Annotated in this window: 12 protein-coding genes and 1 pseudogene; 11 read left to right on the plus strand and 2 right to left on the minus strand. The window is 43.8% G+C overall.

Features of this window, described 5'->3' with window-relative positions:
- The first annotated feature begins 4 nt into the window (after positions 1-4).
- The 5 genes from betI to FTT75_RS05015 all read left to right on the plus strand — a co-directional run bounded on the left by betI (position 5) and on the right by FTT75_RS05015 (position 7,245).
- Positions 5-592, plus strand: coding sequence for a transcriptional regulator BetI (gene betI / locus FTT75_RS04995; protein WP_005170886.1), 588 nt, complete (start codon positions 5-7; stop codon positions 590-592).
- Between the two features lie 14 nt (positions 593-606).
- A complete protein-coding gene (gene betB / locus FTT75_RS05000) occupies positions 607-2,082 on the plus strand; it encodes a betaine-aldehyde dehydrogenase (RefSeq protein ID WP_180185985.1) in 1,476 nt (491 codons plus the stop codon).
- A gap of 15 nt (positions 2,083-2,097) precedes the next feature.
- Positions 2,098-3,765 carry a choline dehydrogenase gene (gene betA, locus FTT75_RS05005; RefSeq protein ID WP_180101027.1) on the plus strand — a complete coding sequence of 556 codons (1,668 nt, stop codon included), beginning with the start codon at positions 2,098-2,100 and terminating at the stop codon, positions 3,763-3,765.
- A 147-nt stretch (positions 3,766-3,912) separates the two neighbouring features.
- Positions 3,913-4,683 (plus strand): hypothetical protein, encoded by a 771-nt coding sequence (locus FTT75_RS05010; protein WP_100357599.1) that lies wholly within the window; start codon positions 3,913-3,915, stop codon positions 4,681-4,683.
- A gap of 363 nt (positions 4,684-5,046) precedes the next feature.
- A complete protein-coding gene (locus FTT75_RS05015; RefSeq protein WP_100354826.1) occupies positions 5,047-7,245 on the plus strand; it encodes an OsmC domain/YcaO domain-containing protein in 2,199 nt (732 codons plus the stop codon).
- A gap of 300 nt (positions 7,246-7,545) precedes the next feature.
- Here FTT75_RS05015 and FTT75_RS05020 read toward each other — a convergent pair whose 3' ends face one another.
- Both FTT75_RS05020 and FTT75_RS05025 read right to left on the minus strand, forming a co-directional pair.
- A complete protein-coding gene (locus FTT75_RS05020) occupies positions 7,546-9,258 on the minus strand; it encodes an electron transfer flavoprotein-ubiquinone oxidoreductase (RefSeq protein ID WP_074382773.1) in 1,713 nt (570 codons plus the stop codon).
- 220 nt (positions 9,259-9,478) lie between these two features.
- Positions 9,479-10,315: an IclR family transcriptional regulator gene (locus FTT75_RS05025; protein ID WP_005170895.1), complete on the minus strand. Its 837-nt coding sequence runs from the start codon at positions 10,313-10,315 to the stop codon at positions 9,479-9,481.
- A 479-nt stretch (positions 10,316-10,794) separates the two neighbouring features.
- Here FTT75_RS05025 and FTT75_RS05030 point away from each other — a divergent pair, with 479 nt between their 5' ends.
- The 6 genes and pseudogenes from FTT75_RS05030 (at position 10,795) to FTT75_RS05055 (ending at position 18,874) form a co-directional block, all read left to right on the plus strand.
- Complete coding sequence (locus FTT75_RS05030) at positions 10,795-11,949, plus strand: acyl-CoA dehydrogenase family protein (RefSeq protein ID WP_074383164.1); 1,155 nt, start codon at positions 10,795-10,797, stop codon at positions 11,947-11,949.
- Between the two features lie 32 nt (positions 11,950-11,981).
- The gene (locus FTT75_RS05035; RefSeq protein WP_180072724.1) at positions 11,982-13,181 is read left to right on the plus strand and encodes an acyl-CoA dehydrogenase; all 1,200 of its coding nucleotides are present in this window, start codon (positions 11,982-11,984) and stop codon (positions 13,179-13,181) included.
- A 255-nt stretch (positions 13,182-13,436) separates the two neighbouring features.
- The gene (locus FTT75_RS05040; RefSeq protein ID WP_180185986.1) at positions 13,437-14,717 is read left to right on the plus strand and encodes an MFS transporter; all 1,281 of its coding nucleotides are present in this window, start codon (positions 13,437-13,439) and stop codon (positions 14,715-14,717) included.
- Positions 14,718-14,757: 40 nt separating this feature from the next.
- Positions 14,758-15,429: a 3-oxoacid CoA-transferase subunit A gene (locus tag FTT75_RS05045; RefSeq protein WP_180185987.1), complete on the plus strand. Its 672-nt coding sequence runs from the start codon at positions 14,758-14,760 to the stop codon at positions 15,427-15,429.
- On the plus strand, positions 15,429-16,088 hold the full coding sequence (locus FTT75_RS05050) for a 3-oxoacid CoA-transferase subunit B (protein WP_180185988.1): 660 nt from the start codon (positions 15,429-15,431) through the stop codon (positions 16,086-16,088). Before FTT75_RS05045 ends, FTT75_RS05050 begins: the two co-directional genes overlap by 1 nt.
- A 207-nt stretch (positions 16,089-16,295) precedes the next feature.
- Positions 16,296-18,874: pseudogene (locus FTT75_RS05055) on the plus strand (EAL domain-containing protein).
- The last annotated feature ends 21 nt before the right edge of the window (positions 18,875-18,895 follow it).

The raw sequence follows: 18,895 nt of genomic DNA on the forward strand, positions 1-18,895 counted from the left end.
TCTTATGCCAAAAGTTGGTATGCAACCGATCCGCCGTCAACAGCTTATTGACGCGACCCTAGCTGCTGTAAATGAACTAGGTTTTGCAGAAACCTCAATCAGCCAGATTGCACAACGTGCCGGTGTTTCGACCGGCATCATAAGCCATTATTTTGGCGGGAAAAATGGCCTCATTGAAGCAACAATGCGTTATTTATTGCAGCAGTTAGGTAAAACCGTGGCAGAGATGCAGACCCAGGTGGATGCCACACCTGAGCAACGTTTGCTTGCCATTGTACGGGGTAATTTTGCTGCACCTCAAACCAATAAGGCCGCTATGAAAGTCTGGCTGGCATTTTGGGCGAGCAGCTTGCATCAACCGGACTTGCATCGGTTGCAACAGGTTAACCATTACCGCTTACATTCCAATCTCAAGCACGAATTTATGAAAGTGCTGTCCAAATCAGAAGCAGAAAAAGCGGCACAAGGGCTAGCTGCACTGATTGATGGTTTCTGGCTACGTGGAGCACTGATCAGTGGCGAGATTGATCCAGAAATGCCGATCGAACTGTGTAGCCAGTTTATCCAGCAGCAATTGAAATCACACAAATAGGCGAGGGAATTACAGTGACTACCTATCATTTACAGCGTCCTTATATTCACGGCCAATATGTCGATGCAACATCGCATCGCAGCTTTGAAAGCATCAACCCTGCAACTGGTGAGATCCTGGCGGAAATCCAGATCTGCAGCAAAGAAGACATTGATCGTGCCGTCGAATCTGCACAAAAAGGGCAGAAGGTCTGGGCTGCAATGACGGCGATCGAGCGCTCCCGGATTTTAAATAAAGCAGTCGCTATTTTACGCGAACGTAATGACGAGCTGGCACGTTTAGAAAGTCTCGACAGTGGTAAAGCTTTCAGTGAAACATCCACCGTCGATATTGCGACAGGCGCAGATGTACTCGAATACTATGCAGGTATTTTGCCAGCCCTCGAAGGACAGCAGATTCCACTGCGAGAGACTTCATTTATTTATACCCGTCGTGAGCCTTTGGGTGTTGTGGCCGGCATCGGGGCCTGGAATTATCCAATCCAGATTGCATTATGGAAATCTGCACCTGCACTGGCGGCAGGCAATGCCATGATTTTTAAGGCCAGTGAAACCACGCCTTTGACCGCACTGAAACTGGCTGAAATCTATACCGAAGCCGGTGTGCCGCACGGGGTATTTAATGTCGTGACTGGCAGTGGCGAGATTGGCGCTTATTTAACTGCACATCGGGATATTGCTAAAGTCTCGTTTACCGGTGGTGTTGCCACGGGTAAAAAAGTCATGGCGCAAGCCGCAGATTCCAGCCTGAAAGAAGTCACCATGGAACTCGGTGGGAAATCTCCCCTGATTATCTGTGAAGATGCCGATCTTGATCTTGCCGCTGACATTGCCATGATGGCCAATTTTTACAGCTCAGGTCAGGTCTGTACCAACGGCACCCGGGTATTCATTCCCTATACCTTAAAAGCGGCTTTTGAAGAAAAAATCTTGCAGCGTATTCCTCATATCCGTATAGGCGATCCGCTTGATCCGGAAACCAATTTTGGGCCAGTTTCCAGCTTTGCGCATATGGAAAAAGTATTGAAATTCATTGAGCAGGGCAAAACCGAAGGTGCACGTTTACTGTGTGGCGGTGGTCGTGCCACACAAGCCGATTTAGCCCAGGGTGCCTATGTTTTGCCGACAGTATTTAGTGACTGCCGGGACGACATGACTATGGTTCAGCATGAAATTTTTGGGCCAGTCATGAGTATTTTAAGCTATGACACTGAAGAAGAAGTCATTCGCCGTGCCAATGCGACCGAATATGGGCTGGCTGCAGGTGTGGTGACTCCTGATCTTGCCCGCGCGCATCGTATCATTCACCAGATTGAAGCCGGAATTTGCTGGATTAATACCTGGGGCGAATCTCCAGCGGAAATGCCGGTCGGTGGTTATAAACACTCGGGCGTAGGGCGTGAAAACGGAATTATGACCTTGCAGCAATATACCCAGACCAAATCGGTTCAGGTGGAATTGAGCCCATTCCAGTCCGTGTTTAGCGCATAAGGAGGTCTCCGCTTGATGAATTACGATTATATTATTATCGGGGCAGGCTCGGCCGGAAATGTGCTGGCTGCTCGATTGACTGAGGATCCGGATACCAAAGTCTTGCTATTAGAGGCGGGCGGGCCGGATTATCGTCTGGATTTTAGAACCCAGATGCCGGCAGCCTTGGCTTATCCTTTACAGGGACGCCGTTATAACTGGGCCTATCTGACCGATCCTGAACCACATATGAATAATCGCCGCATGGAATGCGGACGTGGTAAAGGCCTTGGTGGCTCATCGCTGATTAATGGCATGTGTTATATCCGCGGCAATGCCATGGATCTGGAACAGTGGGCCAGCTTGAAAGGTCTGGAACACTGGAGCTATGCAGAATGTCTGCCCTATTATAAAAAGGCGGAAACACGCGATATTGGCGGCAATGACTATCATGGCGATGCCGGGCCGGTTTCAGTCGCAACACCAAAAAATGATAATAATGAACTGTTTCATGCCATGATCGAAGCTGGTGTACAGGCAGGTTATCCACGAACAGATGATTTAAATGGCTATCAGCAGGAAGGCTTTGGCCCGATGGATCGTACCGTGACTCCGCAAGGCCGCCGTTCCAGTACTGCGCGCGGTTATCTGGATATGGCCAAAGGGCGCGATAATCTCACCATTATTACCCATGCCATGACCAATAGAATTCTGTTTAGCCAGAAGCAGGCGATTGGCGTGGAATATTTTGAAGGGCAAAATGCCTTACAACCCATTCAGGTCTTTGCCGATAAAGAAGTTCTGCTGTGTGCTGGGACGATTGCTTCCCCGCAAATTTTGCAGCGTTCAGGTGTGGGTCCTGCCGCATTATTAAAAAGTCTGGACATTACAGTCGTTCAGGACTTGCCGGGTGTGGGCGAAAACTTGCAGGATCATCTGGAAATGTACCTGCAATACCAGTGTAAAAAACCGGTCAGTCTCTATCCCGCCTTAAAGTGGTATAACCAGCCGATGATTGGTGCTGAATGGTTATTTCTAGGCACAGGTATTGGCGCCAGTAATCAGTTTGAAGCAGGCGGCTTTATCCGTTCTTCCGACGAGTTCGAGTGGCCCAATATCCAGTATCATTTCCTGCCGATTGCAATCAACTATAATGGAACCAATGCCATTCATGAGCATGGTTTTCAGGCGCATGTCGGTTCGATGCGTTCACCCTCCCGCGGGCGTATACAACTCAAATCCAAAGATCCGTTTGAGCATCCAAGTATTTTATTTAACTATATGAGTACCGAGCAGGATTGGCGCGAATTCCGGGATGCCATCCGGATTACCCGGGAAATTATGCACCAGCCAGCACTTGATCCTTATCGGGGTGAAGAAATCAGTCCGGGTCAAGCTGTACAGACAGATGCCCAGATTGACGAGTTTGTGCGTAATCATGCTGAAACCGCATATCACCCATCTTCTAGCTGTAAAATGGGCGAGGATGATATGGCAGTTGTGGACGGTTATGGCCGGGTACATGAAATGCAGGGTCTCAGAGTCATTGACGCTTCCATCATGCCCTTAATTATTACCGGAAATTTGAATGCCACTACCATCATGATGGCCGAGAAACTGGCAGATCATATTCGGGGAAATCCGGCTTTAGCTGCATCGACTGCGCCGTTTTATCAGGCAGCTCGAGTCTCAAGCCAAGCTTGAAATTTCTATTTTACAGGTGGAAATAGGCATAAACTTATATTAATTATGCGTTAAAATAAGCTGTATATTTTGATATTAATCAATCTTTAAGTAGGGCTGCATCATGTGTTCAGCCCTTTTATTTACCTAAAAAGAATTTTATATTTTATGAGAATCTTAAATCAAACCTTGCTCTTCGGCTGTGTCACATTTTCCAGTATTTGTAGTTTTGCAAATGACGTTCAAAATAATCAAATACAAGCAAGTGGCAACCTGAGCGTGGTGTCTAAATATGTATCACGTGGTTTAAGCAATGCACCGGAAGACGATAATATTGCACTACAAGCAGGGTTGAATTTGGCCTATGGCAACTTTTATGTGGGCTATTGGGGTTCTACATTGGGTTATTCCTATGCTGAGGTGCAAGGACGCAAAGGGCATAGCACCGATAAATTCGAGCATGATTTTCTGGTCGGTTATACGCACAGCTCGGAACATTATGATTGGGATTTCTGGAATGCCACCTACTATTATCCAGGGGGCGAAAACACCACCGGTAATGAGTTGGGTTTAAATGTCAGCCGTATGCTGGATGAAAAAACCAGTATTGGCGCGAGCGTATCGACCTATCTTTATGATGTGGCCTATGCCAATCAGGGCGATACCTTTTATACGCTGAATCTGAACCATCAATTGAATGATCGTGTGAATGCCAGTCTGACTGCTGCAGGTAGCTATTTTAATGATGAAGGCAAATATGAAGGTGGAGAACTGGGCGATACCCAAAAACAGCATGCCTTCCGTTATGCGTCTGCTGGACTGAGTTATGCAATCTTGCCTCAATTAAGTGTGTCAGGCGAATATCTGCTGGGGGGCTATGACCGCTACGGTGACAAGCAGCGAAATCTGGCTTTATTCGGTTTAAGTTATGATTTTTAAGGCCTTAAAGCTTAGAAGATGAAATGATTTTTATCTGTCTTAAATATCTTAAAGCTACATCAGAAGCGCTCATTCGATATTAAAAGCAACACATGGATCGTCACAAATTTTAAATGTGTTGATTCATGTTGTTCCTATTTCTTAGCTTTATAGAAAATATCGCGGAAAAAGTCACAAACGTTATCAATTTCATCAAATGACTCTATAATAGCGCCCATTCTTAAAGGGTTCGCCGCAGTCTCATGACTACGTTATTACCCTGATTTATTTTTAAGTCAAGTTCTCCTGCGTGATTCGGCTTGTACATTCAGATTCAGCATCTTATTTGTCCATGGCGGCACATAAGAACATTTAGGTGTCCACATGGAAATCAAGGTCAATTATCTCGACAATCTGCGCCAAGAAGCCAAATTTGATGACTTCACGGTGATTGCCGATCAACCGATTCGCTACAAAGGCGATGGTTCTGCACCCGGCCCATTCGATTATTTTCTGGCCTCATCGGCGCTTTGTGCGGCCTACTTTGTCAAAGTATATTGTGCAGCACGTGATATTCCGACCGAAAATATTCGCCTGTCACAAAACAATATTGTCGATCCTGAAAACCGTTATAAACAGATTTTTAAAATTCAGGTTGAACTGCCAGCTGATATTTCAGAAAAAGACCGTCAAGGCATTTTGCGCTCGATTGATCGCTGTACCGTCAAGAAAGTTATTCAGACTGGCCCTGAATTTGTAATTGAAGAAGTCGAAAGCATTGATGCCGATGCGCAAGCCTTGTTAATGCCAAGTCTGGCCTCGGCAAACAGCACCTTCATTCCGGGCAAAGATCTGCCTTTGGAAGAAACCATTGCCAATATGTCTGCCATTCTGGCCGGTCTGGGCATGAAGATTGAAATCGCATCATGGCGCAACATCGTACCAAATGTATGGTCATTGCATATTCGTGATGCACAGTCGCCAATGTGCTTTACCAATGGTAAAGGGTCAACCAAGGAAAGTGCGCTGGCATCTGCACTGGGCGAGTTCATCGAGCGCTTGAACTGTAACTTTTTCTATAATGACCAGTTCTGGGGTGAAGACATTGCCAATGCAGAATTTGTACATTATCCGGATGAAAAATGGTTTAAGCCGGGTCCAAATGGCGAACTTCCGCAGGAAGTCTTAGACGAATATACGCTTGAAATTTATGATCCTGAAGATGAGTTATTGGGTACGCATCTTTATGACACCAACTCGGGCAATACTGAACGTGGTATCTGTTCACTGCCATTTGTACGTCACTCCGATGGTGAAACGGTTTATTTCCCATCGAATCTGATTGAAAATCTATACTTGAGTAACGGGATGAGTGCAGGGAATACCTTGCCTGAAGCTCAGGTGCAATGTCTGTCTGAAATCTTTGAACGTGCAGTCAAGCGTGAAATTATTGAAGGTGAACTGGCTTTACCAGATGTACCTGAACAGGTGCTGGCGAAATATCCAAAAATCGTTGAAGGTATTAAAGGTTTAGAGGAACAGGGCTTCCCGGTGCTGGTCAAAGATGCCTCATTAGGCGGTCAATTCCCGGTAATGTGTGTGACCTTGATGAACCCGCGTACCGGCGGTGTGTTTGCCTCTTTTGGTGCGCATCCAAACTTTGAAGTGGCACTTGAACGCAGCCTGACTGAATTGTTGCAAGGTCGTAGCTTTGAAGGTCTGAATGACCTGCCAAAACCAACCTTTAGTTCAAATGCCGTGACTGAACCGAACAATTATGTTGAACACTTTATCGATTCAAGCGGTGTGGTGTCTTGGCGTTTCTTTAGTGCCAAAGCAGATCATGAATTTGTGGAATGGGATTTCACCAACCATGGCCAAAACTCCAATGCAGATGAAGCTGCAGCTTTATTCGGCATTCTGGAAGAGCTCGGTCATGAAGCCTATATGGCGGTTTATCAACATTTAGGTGCAACGGCTTGTCGTATCCTGGTGCCAGGCTATTCTGAAATCTATCTGGTCGAAGATCTGATCTGGGACAATACCAACAAGGCTTTGGCATTCCGTGAAGATATCCTGAACTTGCATCGTCTGGATGAAGAACAGCTTGAAGCACTGGTAGAGCGTCTGGAAGAATGCGAACTGGATGATTATACCGAAATCAAAACCCTGATCGGGGTTGAATTCGATGAAAATACTGAATGGGGACAGCTCACTATTCTTGAGCTAAAACTCTTGATTTATATCGCTTTACAGCAATTTGAAGAAGCCAAGGATCTGGTTGAGCAGTTCTTGCAGTTCAATACCAATACCGTTGAACGTGGCCTGTTCTACCAATGCATGAATGTCGTGCTTGAAGTATTGCTCGATGATGATATGGAGCTGGAAGATTATGCACACAACTTCCGCCGTATGTTTGGTGATGAACGTATGGATGCGGTTATGGCTTCAGTTGAAGGCACGCTTCGTTTCCATGGCCTGACTGAAACCAGCATGAAGCTTGAAGGTCTGGATCGTCATTTACGCCTGATTGATAGCTATAAAAAACTGCATGCTGCGCGTGCCAAGTTTGTCGCAAAATAAATCAATTCCCTGAATGACTCAAATTTTAGTCGTTCAGGTCTGATTTTAAAATGGCTGATCCGGCTTCGGGTCAGCCATTTTTTCAGCACGACATAAACCAGATTATTTTTCTATCTCATTTCAATAGATAGAGTGATACAGGCTTATTTTGATTTACTTTAAAATTTATTAATCCCAGCTCTCGAGAGAACTGGGATTACCTAAAAAATTAAAGTGAAGAGTTAGTACGAACTGCTTCAAGATTGGGTAAGTGAATCAGAGAAATAGATATATTTTTTTAATTCACAAGAACTATCCAAATTACATATTTGGATAGTTTGGACCACCGCCACCTTCCGGTGTTACCCAGGTGATGTTCTGAGACGGATCTTTAATATCACAGGTCTTGCAGTGCACACAGTTGGCTGCATTGATCTGGAAACGCTTGGAACCGTCATTATTTTCCATGATTTCGTATACACCTGCCGGGCAGTAACGCTGTGCCGGCTCATCCCATTTCGGTAAGTTCACTTCCACCGGAATCGAAGCATCAGTCAGCTTTAAATGCGCAGGCTGGTTTTCTTCATGTACGGTATTGGATACAAATACTGAAGACAGACGGTCAAAGGTCAGCTTGCCATCCGGTTTAGGATAGTTCGGTTTAAACGTTTCAGCCGCCTGAGTTTTCAGTGCCGCATGGTCTTGTACCAGATCATGTAGGGTAAACGGTACTTTAAACACGTTCTGATCAATGAAGTTAAATGCACCACCGATCCATTGACCGAATTTATGCATTGCCGGGCCAAAGTTACGTGAGTTATATAACTCTTCTTTCAGCCAGCTTGCATCAAACTTGTCTTTATAGGCGGTCAGTTCTTTGACAAAGAAATCTTCGCCTTCAACTACACGCGCAACCGCCAGATCACCGCCTTTTTCCACACCAGCCGCAATCGCTTCAAATACCGCTTCGCCGCAGAGCATGCCGGACTTCATTGCCGTATGTGAACCTTTGATTTTGGCAAAGTTCAGGAAACCTGCATCATCACCAATTAAAGAGCCACCCGGGAAGGTAAATTTAGGCAGTGAGTTAAAGCCACCTTTGGTCACGGCACGTGCGCCATAAGAAATACGCTTGCCGCCTTCCAGATATTGTTTAATCAGAGGATGGGTTTTCCAGCGCTGCATTTCCATAAATGGATACATATGCGGATTGGTGTAGGACAGATCCACGATCATGCCCAAAGTCACCTGATTATTTTCAGCATGGTATAACCACCAGCCGCCACTCGAGCCGGTTTCATTGAGTGGCCAGCCGGCACCATGCATCACCAGACCCGCTTTGTGCTTGGCCGGATCAATTTCCCACAGTTCTTTGATCCCGATACCGTAATGCTGTGGATCTGCATCTTTGGCCAGGTTGAACTGTTCGATCAGACGTTTACCGAGGTGGCCACGACAACCTTCAGCAAAAATGGTGTATTTGGCATGCAGTTCATAACCCGGGGTAAAGTTATGCGTTGGTTCGCCATCTTTACCAATGCCCATGTCACCGGTCTGGATGCCTTTCACGGTACCGTCAGCATGATACAGAATGTCCGATGCGGCAAAGCCCGGAAAGATCGAGACTTCCAGTTCTTCCGCTTTCTGGCCTAACCAGCGCACCACATTGCCCAGCGAGATGACATAGTTGCCATCGTTATGCATGGTTTTTGGCACCATCCAGTGTGGGGCTTCTTGTGATTTTTCATCTGAAAGCAGGAAGAAAGTTTTATCTTCGGTCACCGGCACATTGAGCGGTGCGCCTTGATCTTTCCAGTCCGGGAATAATTCATTGATGGCACGTGGTTCAAGTACCGCACCTGACAGGATATGTGCACCGACTTCGGAGCCTTTTTCTACGACACAAACGGACAAATCATTTAAGTTGTTTTCAATTGCAAGTTGACGGATCTTGATCGCAGCAGATAGACCTGCAGGGCCTGCGCCGACGATGACGACGTCAAACTCCATCGATTCTCTTGTTATATCTTCCATAATATAAAATCCAGTTTCGCTATACGATATTTATAGCATTATCCAGATGGCTTATGAAGTCTAATTTTTGTTTTTTATAGGGATAGATTTTGAGAGTCTTGGATTGCTGTAGAATGAATAGAATTGAAAAGATCCGGTTCAATATTAGAAAACGGTTTAATTATTATTGGCTGCAACAAATAAAAAGAGCGACCTAAGCCGCCCGAATGAGAGGTTTTACTTACATATTATTCAGGTTCATGGCAATACTATTCACCATGTGAATCAGACGCGGGCCAATTTCATTTTCCAGTTTTTCCTGATTTAGCAAATAACTTGGTGCACCACAGTTAAAAGTTAAAATACCATGTTTGGGATGAATCAAAGGAACGGCCACAGAGTTCACATCTTTGGCCCAGTCTCCGAGAGATAAACAATAACCATAATCCTGATAATCGCGAATGGCGCGTTCTAGATTTCGTTTAATTGTTGTCCATTGATCTTCATTTCTTTTTTTAATGGCATCAAATAAATATTCACGTTCTTTCACGTCCATCGCCGCCAGACATGCACGCCCCATGGCACTCGAATGAATTGGTAAAGTTGAACCCACTGAACGGCGCATGGTTAAAGTCGTATCTGTATGTACCACTTCCAGATAGATCATATTGAGACGGTCACGTGTTGCCATTGCCACTGGCGCCTGGGCATAACGTGACATTTCTTCCATAAATGGATAGGCCTGGGTTCGCGCAGAAATATTGCTTAAGGCAGAATAGCCCAGAGCCAGTACACCGACATCGAGTAAATATTTAGTCGTATTTGGAAGTTGTTTTAAATAACCTAAAGAAACCAGAGTGCTGGTAATACGCGCCACAGTTGGTTTTGGTAAATTGGTCATTTGTGCAATTTCTTGATTGCCCAACAACTGATTGGTTGCAGAGAAACATCTTAGAATCTCAAGGCCACGGGCAATAGAGGCAATAAACTGTGGATTATTTTCGCGATGAATATGCGAGATTGGATCTAAGCGAATTTCATCAAAATTAGGTATTTCACCTGTTTTATTTTTAGTCATGGTCTACAGAAATAGAAAGTAAATTAAGGAATATCATAGCAACTTCATTTCACGATACAAAATAAAACATTTAAATTGTAGATGAATTATATGAGTAACGACTAAATATTATTCTATCTCATGTCTAAATGCTGCTATACATAATAAATAACTGCAAAAAATAGTGGAGCTATTTTTAAAATAAAGCCTTTAAATAAACAATAAACTTTATCACTTTTTAAGCTTTCATCTCTGGTCAGCTCCTTATAGAAAGCAGCGTTAGTAAAGCGAAATTTAAAAAGCAATAATTTCGTATTGTGAAATATTATTCTATATTAAATCCATTTTAAAGCCAGATAAATTTCGTTTTTTTATAAAAAATAAATTTTTTGACGAATTTGCTTGCTGAATTTTTATTTTTATGGTTATTTATTTCGTAATACGAAACTAAAAATAAAACGGTAAAGGAATTTACCCAGACCATATACATGGAGATTCATATGATTCGCGATCCGGAAATGCTCGATCAACTTCTGTCTACGATTCGAGATTTTGTAAAAAATGAACTGGTTCCTCTCGAACATGAAGTAGAAGAGAACAATGCCATTCCTGAACATATTGTGGAACAGATGAAAGAGCTGGGTTTGTTTGGTCTGACGATTCCAGAAGAATACGGCGGTTTAGGCATTACCATGGAAGAGGAAATTCTGGTTGCGATGGAATTGGGCCGGACATCGGCTGCATTCCGTTCTCTAATCGGGACCAACAACGGTATTGGTTCAAGTGGCATCGTCATTGATGGTACAGAAGAGCAAAAACAGAAATATTTACCGCGTTATGCAACCGGCGAAATCATTGGTTCTTTCTGTTTGACTGAGCCAGATTCCGGTTCAGATGCTGCATCTTTAAAAACCAATGCGGTAAAAGATGGCGATTATTATGTTTTAAATGGCACCAAACGTTTTATTACCAATGCGCCACGTGCAACGACATTTACAGTCATGGCACGCACCAATCCAGAAATCAAAGGCGCCAGTGGCATTTCAGCATTTCTGGTAGAAGCGGGCACACCAGGCTTGAGCCTAGGCAAAATTGATAAAAAAATGGGTCAACATGGTTCTTATACCTGCGATGTTATTTTCGATAATTGCCGGGTGCATAAAGACCAGCTGATTGGTGGTGTTGAAGGCGTTGGTTTCAAGACGGCCATGCGCGTTCTGGACAAAGGCCGTTTACATATTGCCGGCTATAGCGTGGGTATGGCAGAGCGTATGCTGGAAGATGCCTTAAACTATGCGGTAGAACGCAAGCAGTTTGGTCAGGCTATTGCAAATTTTCAGCTGATTCAGGGCATGTTGGCTGACTCTAAAGCTGAAATTTATGCAGCCAAATGTATGGTACTGGATGCAGCCCGACTGCGTGATGCCGGTCAGAATGTGACGACGGAAGCCTCTTGCGCCAAAATGTTTGCCACTGAAATGTGTGGTCGTGTCGCTGACCGCTGTTTACAGATTCATGGTGGAGCAGGCTATATCAGTGAATATTCAATTGAACGTTTTTACCGTGATGTGCGTTTGTTCCGTTTATATGAAGGAACGACACAAATCCAGCAAATTATTATTGCACGTGAAATGATTAAACAGGCCACAGCCTAAACATATATTTTTTAAAATAGGGAAATATAAAAATGACGACTAAAACTAGATTTGATTGGCAAGACCCGTTCCTGATTGAACAGCAGCTCAGTTCAGAGGAACGTATGATCCGTGATGCGGCAGCAGCATATTGTCAGGACAAGCTGATGCCACGCGTATTAGAACAGTTCCGCCATGAAAAAACCGATCCGGCCATTTTTCGTGAGATGGGCGAGCTTGGTTTACTGGGTCCCACCATTCCAGAACAGTACGGTGGTGCCGGTTTAAATTATGTCAGCTATGGTCTGATTGCACGCGAAGTTGAGCGTGTTGATTCAGGTTATCGTTCAATGGCCAGCGTACAAAGCTCCTTGGTAATGGTACCGATTAACGAATTTGGTTCTGAAGAGCAAAAGCAGAAGTACTTACTAAAACTAGCGACTGGTGAATATATTGGTTGCTTCGGCCTGACTGAACCGGATCATGGTTCTGATCCGGGCAGCATGATTACCCGTGCCAAAAAAGTGGATGGCGGTTACCGTCTCACCGGCGCAAAAATGTGGATTACCAACAGTCCGATCGCGGATGTATTTGTGGTCTGGGCCAAAGAAGTTTCTGCCGAAGGTAATGTCGGTGACATTCGCGGATTTATTCTGGAAAAAGGCTGGGAAGGGCTGTCTGCACCTGCGATCCATGGCAAAGTCGGTTTACGTGCCTCGATCACCGGTGAAATTGTGATGGATAACGTCTTTGTACCGGAAGAAAATGCATTTCCAGAAGTGCGTGGCTTGAAAGGTCCATTTACCTGCCTGAACAGTGCCCGTTACGGGATTGCCTGGGGTGCCATGGGCGCAGCAGAATTTTGCTGGCATACCGCACATCAATACACCATGGACCGTAAACAGTTTGGCCGTCCATTGGCAGCAAACCAGCTGATTCAGAAAAAACTGGCCGATATGCAAACTGAAATTGCCCTTGGTTTACAGGTAGCATTACGTTTTGGTCGCATGAAAGATGAAGGTATCGCGTCAGTTGAAGGGACTTCACTGATCAAGCGCAATAACTGTGGTAAGGCACTGGATATTGCCCGTTTGGCCCGTGACATGATGGGTGGAAATGGCATTAGCGATGAATTCGGTGTGGCCCGTCATCTGGTTAATCTGGAAGTGGTAAATACCTATGAAGGTACCCATGATGTACATGCCCTGATTTTAGGTCGTGCACAAACCGGAATTGCAGCCTTTTGCAACTAAACCTGACATCAACCTCTAGCCAGCATTGCTGGCTAGATTGTTTTACGGGTTTAAGAATTGTGCTTAATCACATCTTTCAATGTATTGCTACGTGATTTCTGCAGAGAAAATTTATCAAGAACTTTGAAAATCATCTTCATACCACTTTGTTCAAGTGTGGTAATGATCAGTAAATATTCTATATTTCACCTAAATAATTAAGTGAAATATGAGTTTTAAAAAGGCACAGGAGTGCCAAAAAGTAGAAAGAGCATTATGGATACGATCAGTTCACAACAACACCCAGTGGAAGGTGGAAACGAACCCAAGCAAAGAGTCTGGATTCTGGCCTTTATCTTCTCATTTTTGGCATTACTGGTTGATGGTGCTGACATTGCATTATTAGCCTACAGTCTGACCAGTCTGAAACAAGAGTTTTCATTAAGTAATATGCAGGCCGGTGCCTTAGGAAGCTGGACACTTGCAGGCATGGCTATCGGCGGTTTTTTTGGTGGCTGGGCTTGTGACCGTTTTGGCCGGGTTCGTGTGATCGTCATTGCCATTGCATTATTTTCTTCATTAACCTTCTGGTTGGGATTCGTAGAAAGTTATGATCAGTTCAAATGGCTGCGCTTTACGTCTGCAATTGGACTAGGTGCTCTATATATTGCCTGTAATACCCTCATGGCAGAGTATGTACCCACCAAATATCGCTCTACAGTATTGGCAACACTCATGACTGGCTGGACTTTAGGCTCGGTGGTCGCAACTGTTCTGGCTGGATGGCTGTTGCCTGAATTTGGCTGGCGATACCTCTATTATATTGCCATTATTCCGATTGTACTGGCCTTCGCGATGTACTTCTTGGTACCTGAACCGAAAGCCTGGTTAGAAGCACGTCAGGCCCGCCTGGATGCAAAAGCCAGTGGCATTGTTCAGGACAAGCCCAAGAACACTTTCAAAATGATTTTTGAAGATGCACTCAGCCGTCGCATGTTTATCCTCTGGTCCTTCAGTACCGCATTTTTACAGTTTGGCTATTATGGAGTCAGCAACTGGCTACCGGCCTATTTAGAGACTGATCTGGGAATCAAGTTTAAAGAAATGACCATGTATATGATCGGAACTTTTCTGATCATGATGTGTACCAAAGTTATTGCTGGTTTTATCGCTGACCGGATTGGCCGTCGTGCGGTATTTGCTTTCGGTACCATGGGTACTGCGATTTTTATCCCTGTGATTGTCTTTGGTAATACGCCGGATAATATTCTCTGGCTGATGTTATTTTTTGGTTTTCTCTATGGTATTCCATACGGTATTAACGCGACTTACATGACAGAAAGCTTCTCCACCAAAGTGCGTGGAACAGCAGTGGGTGGTGCATATAACGTGGGCCGACTGGGTGCGGTGTTTGCACCTCTTACCATTGGCTATTTTGCTCAAGGAGGCTCAATTGGTACGGGTTTACTGATTATGGGGATTGCCTATTTTCTTTGCGGCCTGATACCCGCTTTCTTTATTAAAGACCGCTTATTTGATCCGCAAAAGGCAGATTAATCTGCAATTGCAATATAGATAGAACATGCTAGGAAGCAATATGATGAATAAAATCACGCAGGATATCGAGACGGTACTCAAGCAAATTCCTGATGGTGCACACATTATGACCAGTGGTTTTGGCCTGGCAGGTCAGCCGGTAGAATTAATCGAAGCATTGATTGATCTTGGTCCTAGAGACTTAACCATTATTAACAACAATGCAGCTTCCGGAGATCGTGGTCTAACCAATCTGCTGTTGTCCGGACTGGTCAAAAAAATGATCTGTTCATTCCCACGGGCCAATAACTCAACCGTCTTTGAAGACCTGTACAAGGCAGGAAAAGTTGAACTGGAACTGGTGCCGCAGGGTAATCTGGCCTGCCGTATTCAGGCAGCCGGGGCAGGTTTAGGAGCTGTTTTTACTCCAACCGGTTTTGGTACCAAAATTGCTGAAGGTAAAGAAACCCGAAATATCAATGGAAAAGATTATGTGCTCGAATATCCGATTCATGCAGATTATGCCTTTGTGTATGCCAATCAGGCAGATCAGTGGGGCAACTTGACCTACCGTAAGGCAGCACGGAATTTTGGTCCGATCATGGCCAAAGCAGCAAAAACCACCATTGCACAAGTCCATCAGATTGTGGAACTGGGAAAACTTGATCCAGAGATTATTGTAACACCGGGAATTTTTGTACAGCATGTGGTTAAGGTTGGAGATATTAAATAATGAATATTCAAAAACGTACACGTGAACAGATTGTAGCTAAAGTTGCACAAGACATTCCAACTGGCTCTTTTGTGAATTTGGGTATTGGTTTGCCGACACGTGTAGCAGGTTATTTAAAACCTGAACAAGGAGTAATTCTGCACTCGGAAAATGGCGTTTTAGGTTTTGCTGCCTTGAATGATCCTGAACAGGCAGATGATGACCTGATTAACGCCGGCAAAGAACTTGTAAGCATGTTGCAAGGTGGCAGTTTTATGAATTCTGCGGACTCTTTCGATATTATGCGAGGCGGACATCTGGATATCTGTATCATGGGGGCTTTTCAAGTTGCTATTAATGGTGATTTGGCGAACTGGCATACTGGTAATGCTGATGCTGTACCTGCTGTAGGCGGTGCGATGGATCTGGCAGTGGGTGCTCGATGTGTCTATGTCTGTATGGAGCATGTGACCAAAAACGGTGAAGCAAAAATTGTTGAAGAACTGAGTTATCCTCTAACAGGTAAACATTGTGTCAACCGTATTTATACCGATCTCTGTGTGATTGAATTAAAAGACAACCAGGCTCAGGTTATTGAAATAGTAGATGGCTTAAGTTTTGAAGAATTGCAACGGCAGACTGGCTGTAAATTAGTGGACTGTCGTCAACAAGCAGCCTAAAAAATAAGTCCGCAATATTCTGATTGAGTAAAAGTATAGTTTTAGATCACAGCTTCGGCTGTGATTTTTAAATTTTAGAATTATTATCAAATACACGTAATATTGACCATATTTCCGTATTTTAAAGATATAAATACAAACTTTTGCTAATGATTATTTTAAGAATAAGTCTAAAATTTTAACAAGCTAAGGAAGGTGATATTCTGAATGAATAATAATTGTGATGATCAAGAAATTTTTCATATTTTTAATTTGATTGGTCGCCATACTGAACTTAAACCTATCCTTGATGTCATTAGCCAGTGGCTTGAATCGCGCATTCCAGATGCGCTTGTCACCATTATGCTCTATAACGACGACACCCAAACTTTAAATGTCATAAGCGGCAAACAGCACTTCTCAAAAGAGTACTGTAATGCTATTCAAGATTTGAAAATTGGGCCAAATCAAGGTTCGTGTGGTGTAGCTGCTTTCCTGCGTCAGTTGGTCATTAGTCCAAATTTAATGAAAGACCCAAACTGGCAGCCTTATCGTGCTTTGGTAAATGCAGAAAAATTGTCTAGCTGTTGGTCTATGCCGATTATTAATGCTTCAGATATTTTATACGGAACGTTTGCCACCTATTATCGAACACCAAAATACCGACTGAACATCATATTCAGCTTTTACAGCAAGCGGCAAAACTAGTTGCTCTCGCGATCGAACTTGATCAGGAACGTCAAAAAAGACATGCGCTTAATGAAAAATACAGCTCATTTTATACCTATCATCCAGATATTATTTTTGAACTTGACCTACAGGGACATGTGCTTAATACCAATATTGCTTGCGAAGAAATTACAGGTTTTTCTAAAGCGCAAATTCATGGTCAGCACTATTGTGCCTTCATACCGTCCGAATTCCATGAACTTGCTAACGTTTCATTTTCAGAAGCGGCGCAAGGTAAATCTCAACATTATGAACTTCCAATTTATCATGTTGCAGGCGATATCTTATGGCTGGATCTGACCAATTTACCGATTATTCAAAACCAGAAAGTCACCGGTATTATTGGCATTGCACGAGATATTACTGTATCGCGTAAAAACAAGGAGTCTCTACGATTATTAAAACGTGGAGTAGAGGCTAGTCCAAATAGTCTTTTTATTACCGATGTTTCTGAAGAAAGACTAATGGTGTATGTGAATCCGGCTTTTCTAAAGCTCACCGGTTATACAGCAGCAGAAGTGCTAGGGCAAAGCTGCTTTTTCTTACAGGGTCCAGATACTGATCCGGATCAGATTGCATTACTCAAGCAAGCGGTCAAAGAACAAAAAGAAATTCAGGTGACTATAAAAAGTTACTGTAAAGATGGTAGCTGGTTCTGGAATCGTTTAACCATAGGTCCTATTTTTGACCAGACAGGAACCTGCACCCATTTTTTAGGAATTCAGGAAGATATTACCCAGCAACGTATTCACGAAGAATATATTCAGCATCAGCATACCCATGATCATTTAACCGGTTTACCGAACCAGCATGCATTCAAACAGATTCTGGAAAATATTTTTGAAGCACAGCACGAGAGCTCACAACCTTTAGTCTTGCTGTATATAGATCTGGATGATTTTAAAAATATCAATGACAGCTTAGGTCATCTGGTGGGTGACCAGATTCTCAAAAGTGTGGGCGAGCGGCTGCAAAAATTTGTTCAAGGCAATAATGTGCTATGCCGCTTTGCTGAAGATGAATTTATTTTACTGCTCTCAGGGACAGATGAGCACACTGAAGTCGAGGCGATCGCCGGAGAAATTCTTGATCTTCTTTCCATGCTGTTTATCGTCGATCAGTACAAAATCCATTTAAGTGCCAGTATTGGTATCGTGGCAGATGACAGTTCAATCCATCATTCTTCTGAATTGATCTATCAGTCTGTTTTGGCGATGCAGGAAGCTAAAAGACAAGGTCGTAATATGTGGCAGTGGTATGAAAAAACCAGAATGCAACCTGTCGCAGAAATAGACTATACCAATCTGCGTCTGGAACTCATGGAAGCGATCAATCAGGAAAATTTTGACCTGTTCTATCAGCCGCTGATTCATCCTGAAACTGGGCTGGTGACAGGTGTAGAAGCTTTAATCCGTTGGTGCCATCCGCAGCAGGGTTATATTTCCCCAGCGATTTTTATTCCGCTTGCAGAAAGAACCGGGCAGATTATTAGCGTAGGTCAATGGGTATTGGAAAAGGCTTGTTTAGATATTGCCGAGTGGAACAAGACGCATAATAGCCAGATCACAGTATCGGTGAATATTTCTCCTTTGCAATTCCGTAGAGCAGGCTTTTTGCAGGTGCTTGAACATGCGCTTCAACTCAGCCAATTACCGCCAGAATTACTTAAAATTGAAATTACGGAAGGTGTCATCATTAATGGCGCAGATCGAACCATAGAAATTTTGAAAGCGGTGCGTGCTTTAGGTGTACAGGTTGCCATTGATGACTTTGGCACAGGTTATTCGAGTCTCAGTTATCTGCGTCGCTTGCCGATCAATCAAATCAAGTTAGACCGTAGTTTTATTGAAGAGCTGGCCCTCGACGGTCAGGATGCTGCAATTGTGCAATCGATTATTCACTTGGCACATCAGCTGGATTTGGAAGTTGTTGCAGAAGGTGTCGAAACCTTAAGTCAGGCCAGTTTGCTCTATCAACAGGGCTGTGATCTGCTACAAGGCTTCTTTTATGCAAAACCTGCGCCTTTAACTGAATTGAAGTCTGTTTATCTCGCGATGGAAAATGATAAGTTGAATTAACTCTAAAAAGTTATGATATCA

It is taken from the genome of Acinetobacter sp. YH01008 (assembly GCF_013420435.1).
In the GTDB taxonomy this organism is placed as follows: Bacteria; Pseudomonadota; Gammaproteobacteria; order Pseudomonadales; family Moraxellaceae; genus Acinetobacter; species Acinetobacter pseudolwoffii.

Bases quoted from the DNA above. Each gene is read 5' to 3' on its own strand.
- betI (WP_005170886.1), top strand. From the start codon at position 5: ATGCCAAAAGTTGGTATGCAACCGATCCGCCGTCAACAGCTTATTGAC.
- betA (WP_180101027.1), top strand. From the start codon at position 2,098: ATGAATTACGATTATATTATTATCGGGGCAGGCTCGGCCGGAAATGTG.
- FTT75_RS05010 (WP_100357599.1), top strand. From the start codon at position 3,913: ATGAGAATCTTAAATCAAACCTTGCTCTTCGGCTGTGTCACATTTTCC.
- FTT75_RS05015 (WP_100354826.1), top strand. From the start codon at position 5,047: ATGGAAATCAAGGTCAATTATCTCGACAATCTGCGCCAAGAAGCCAAA.
- FTT75_RS05020 (WP_074382773.1), bottom strand. From the start codon at position 9,258: ATGGAAGATATAACAAGAGAATCGATGGAGTTTGACGTCGTCATCGTC.
- FTT75_RS05025 (WP_005170895.1), bottom strand. From the start codon at position 10,315: ATGACTAAAAATAAAACAGGTGAAATACCTAATTTTGATGAAATTCGC.
- FTT75_RS05030 (WP_074383164.1), top strand. From the start codon at position 10,795: ATGATTCGCGATCCGGAAATGCTCGATCAACTTCTGTCTACGATTCGA.
- FTT75_RS05035 (WP_180072724.1), top strand. From the start codon at position 11,982: ATGACGACTAAAACTAGATTTGATTGGCAAGACCCGTTCCTGATTGAA.
- FTT75_RS05040 (WP_180185986.1), top strand. From the start codon at position 13,437: ATGGATACGATCAGTTCACAACAACACCCAGTGGAAGGTGGAAACGAA.
- FTT75_RS05045 (WP_180185987.1), top strand. From the start codon at position 14,758: ATGATGAATAAAATCACGCAGGATATCGAGACGGTACTCAAGCAAATT.
- FTT75_RS05050 (WP_180185988.1), top strand. From the start codon at position 15,429: ATGAATATTCAAAAACGTACACGTGAACAGATTGTAGCTAAAGTTGCA.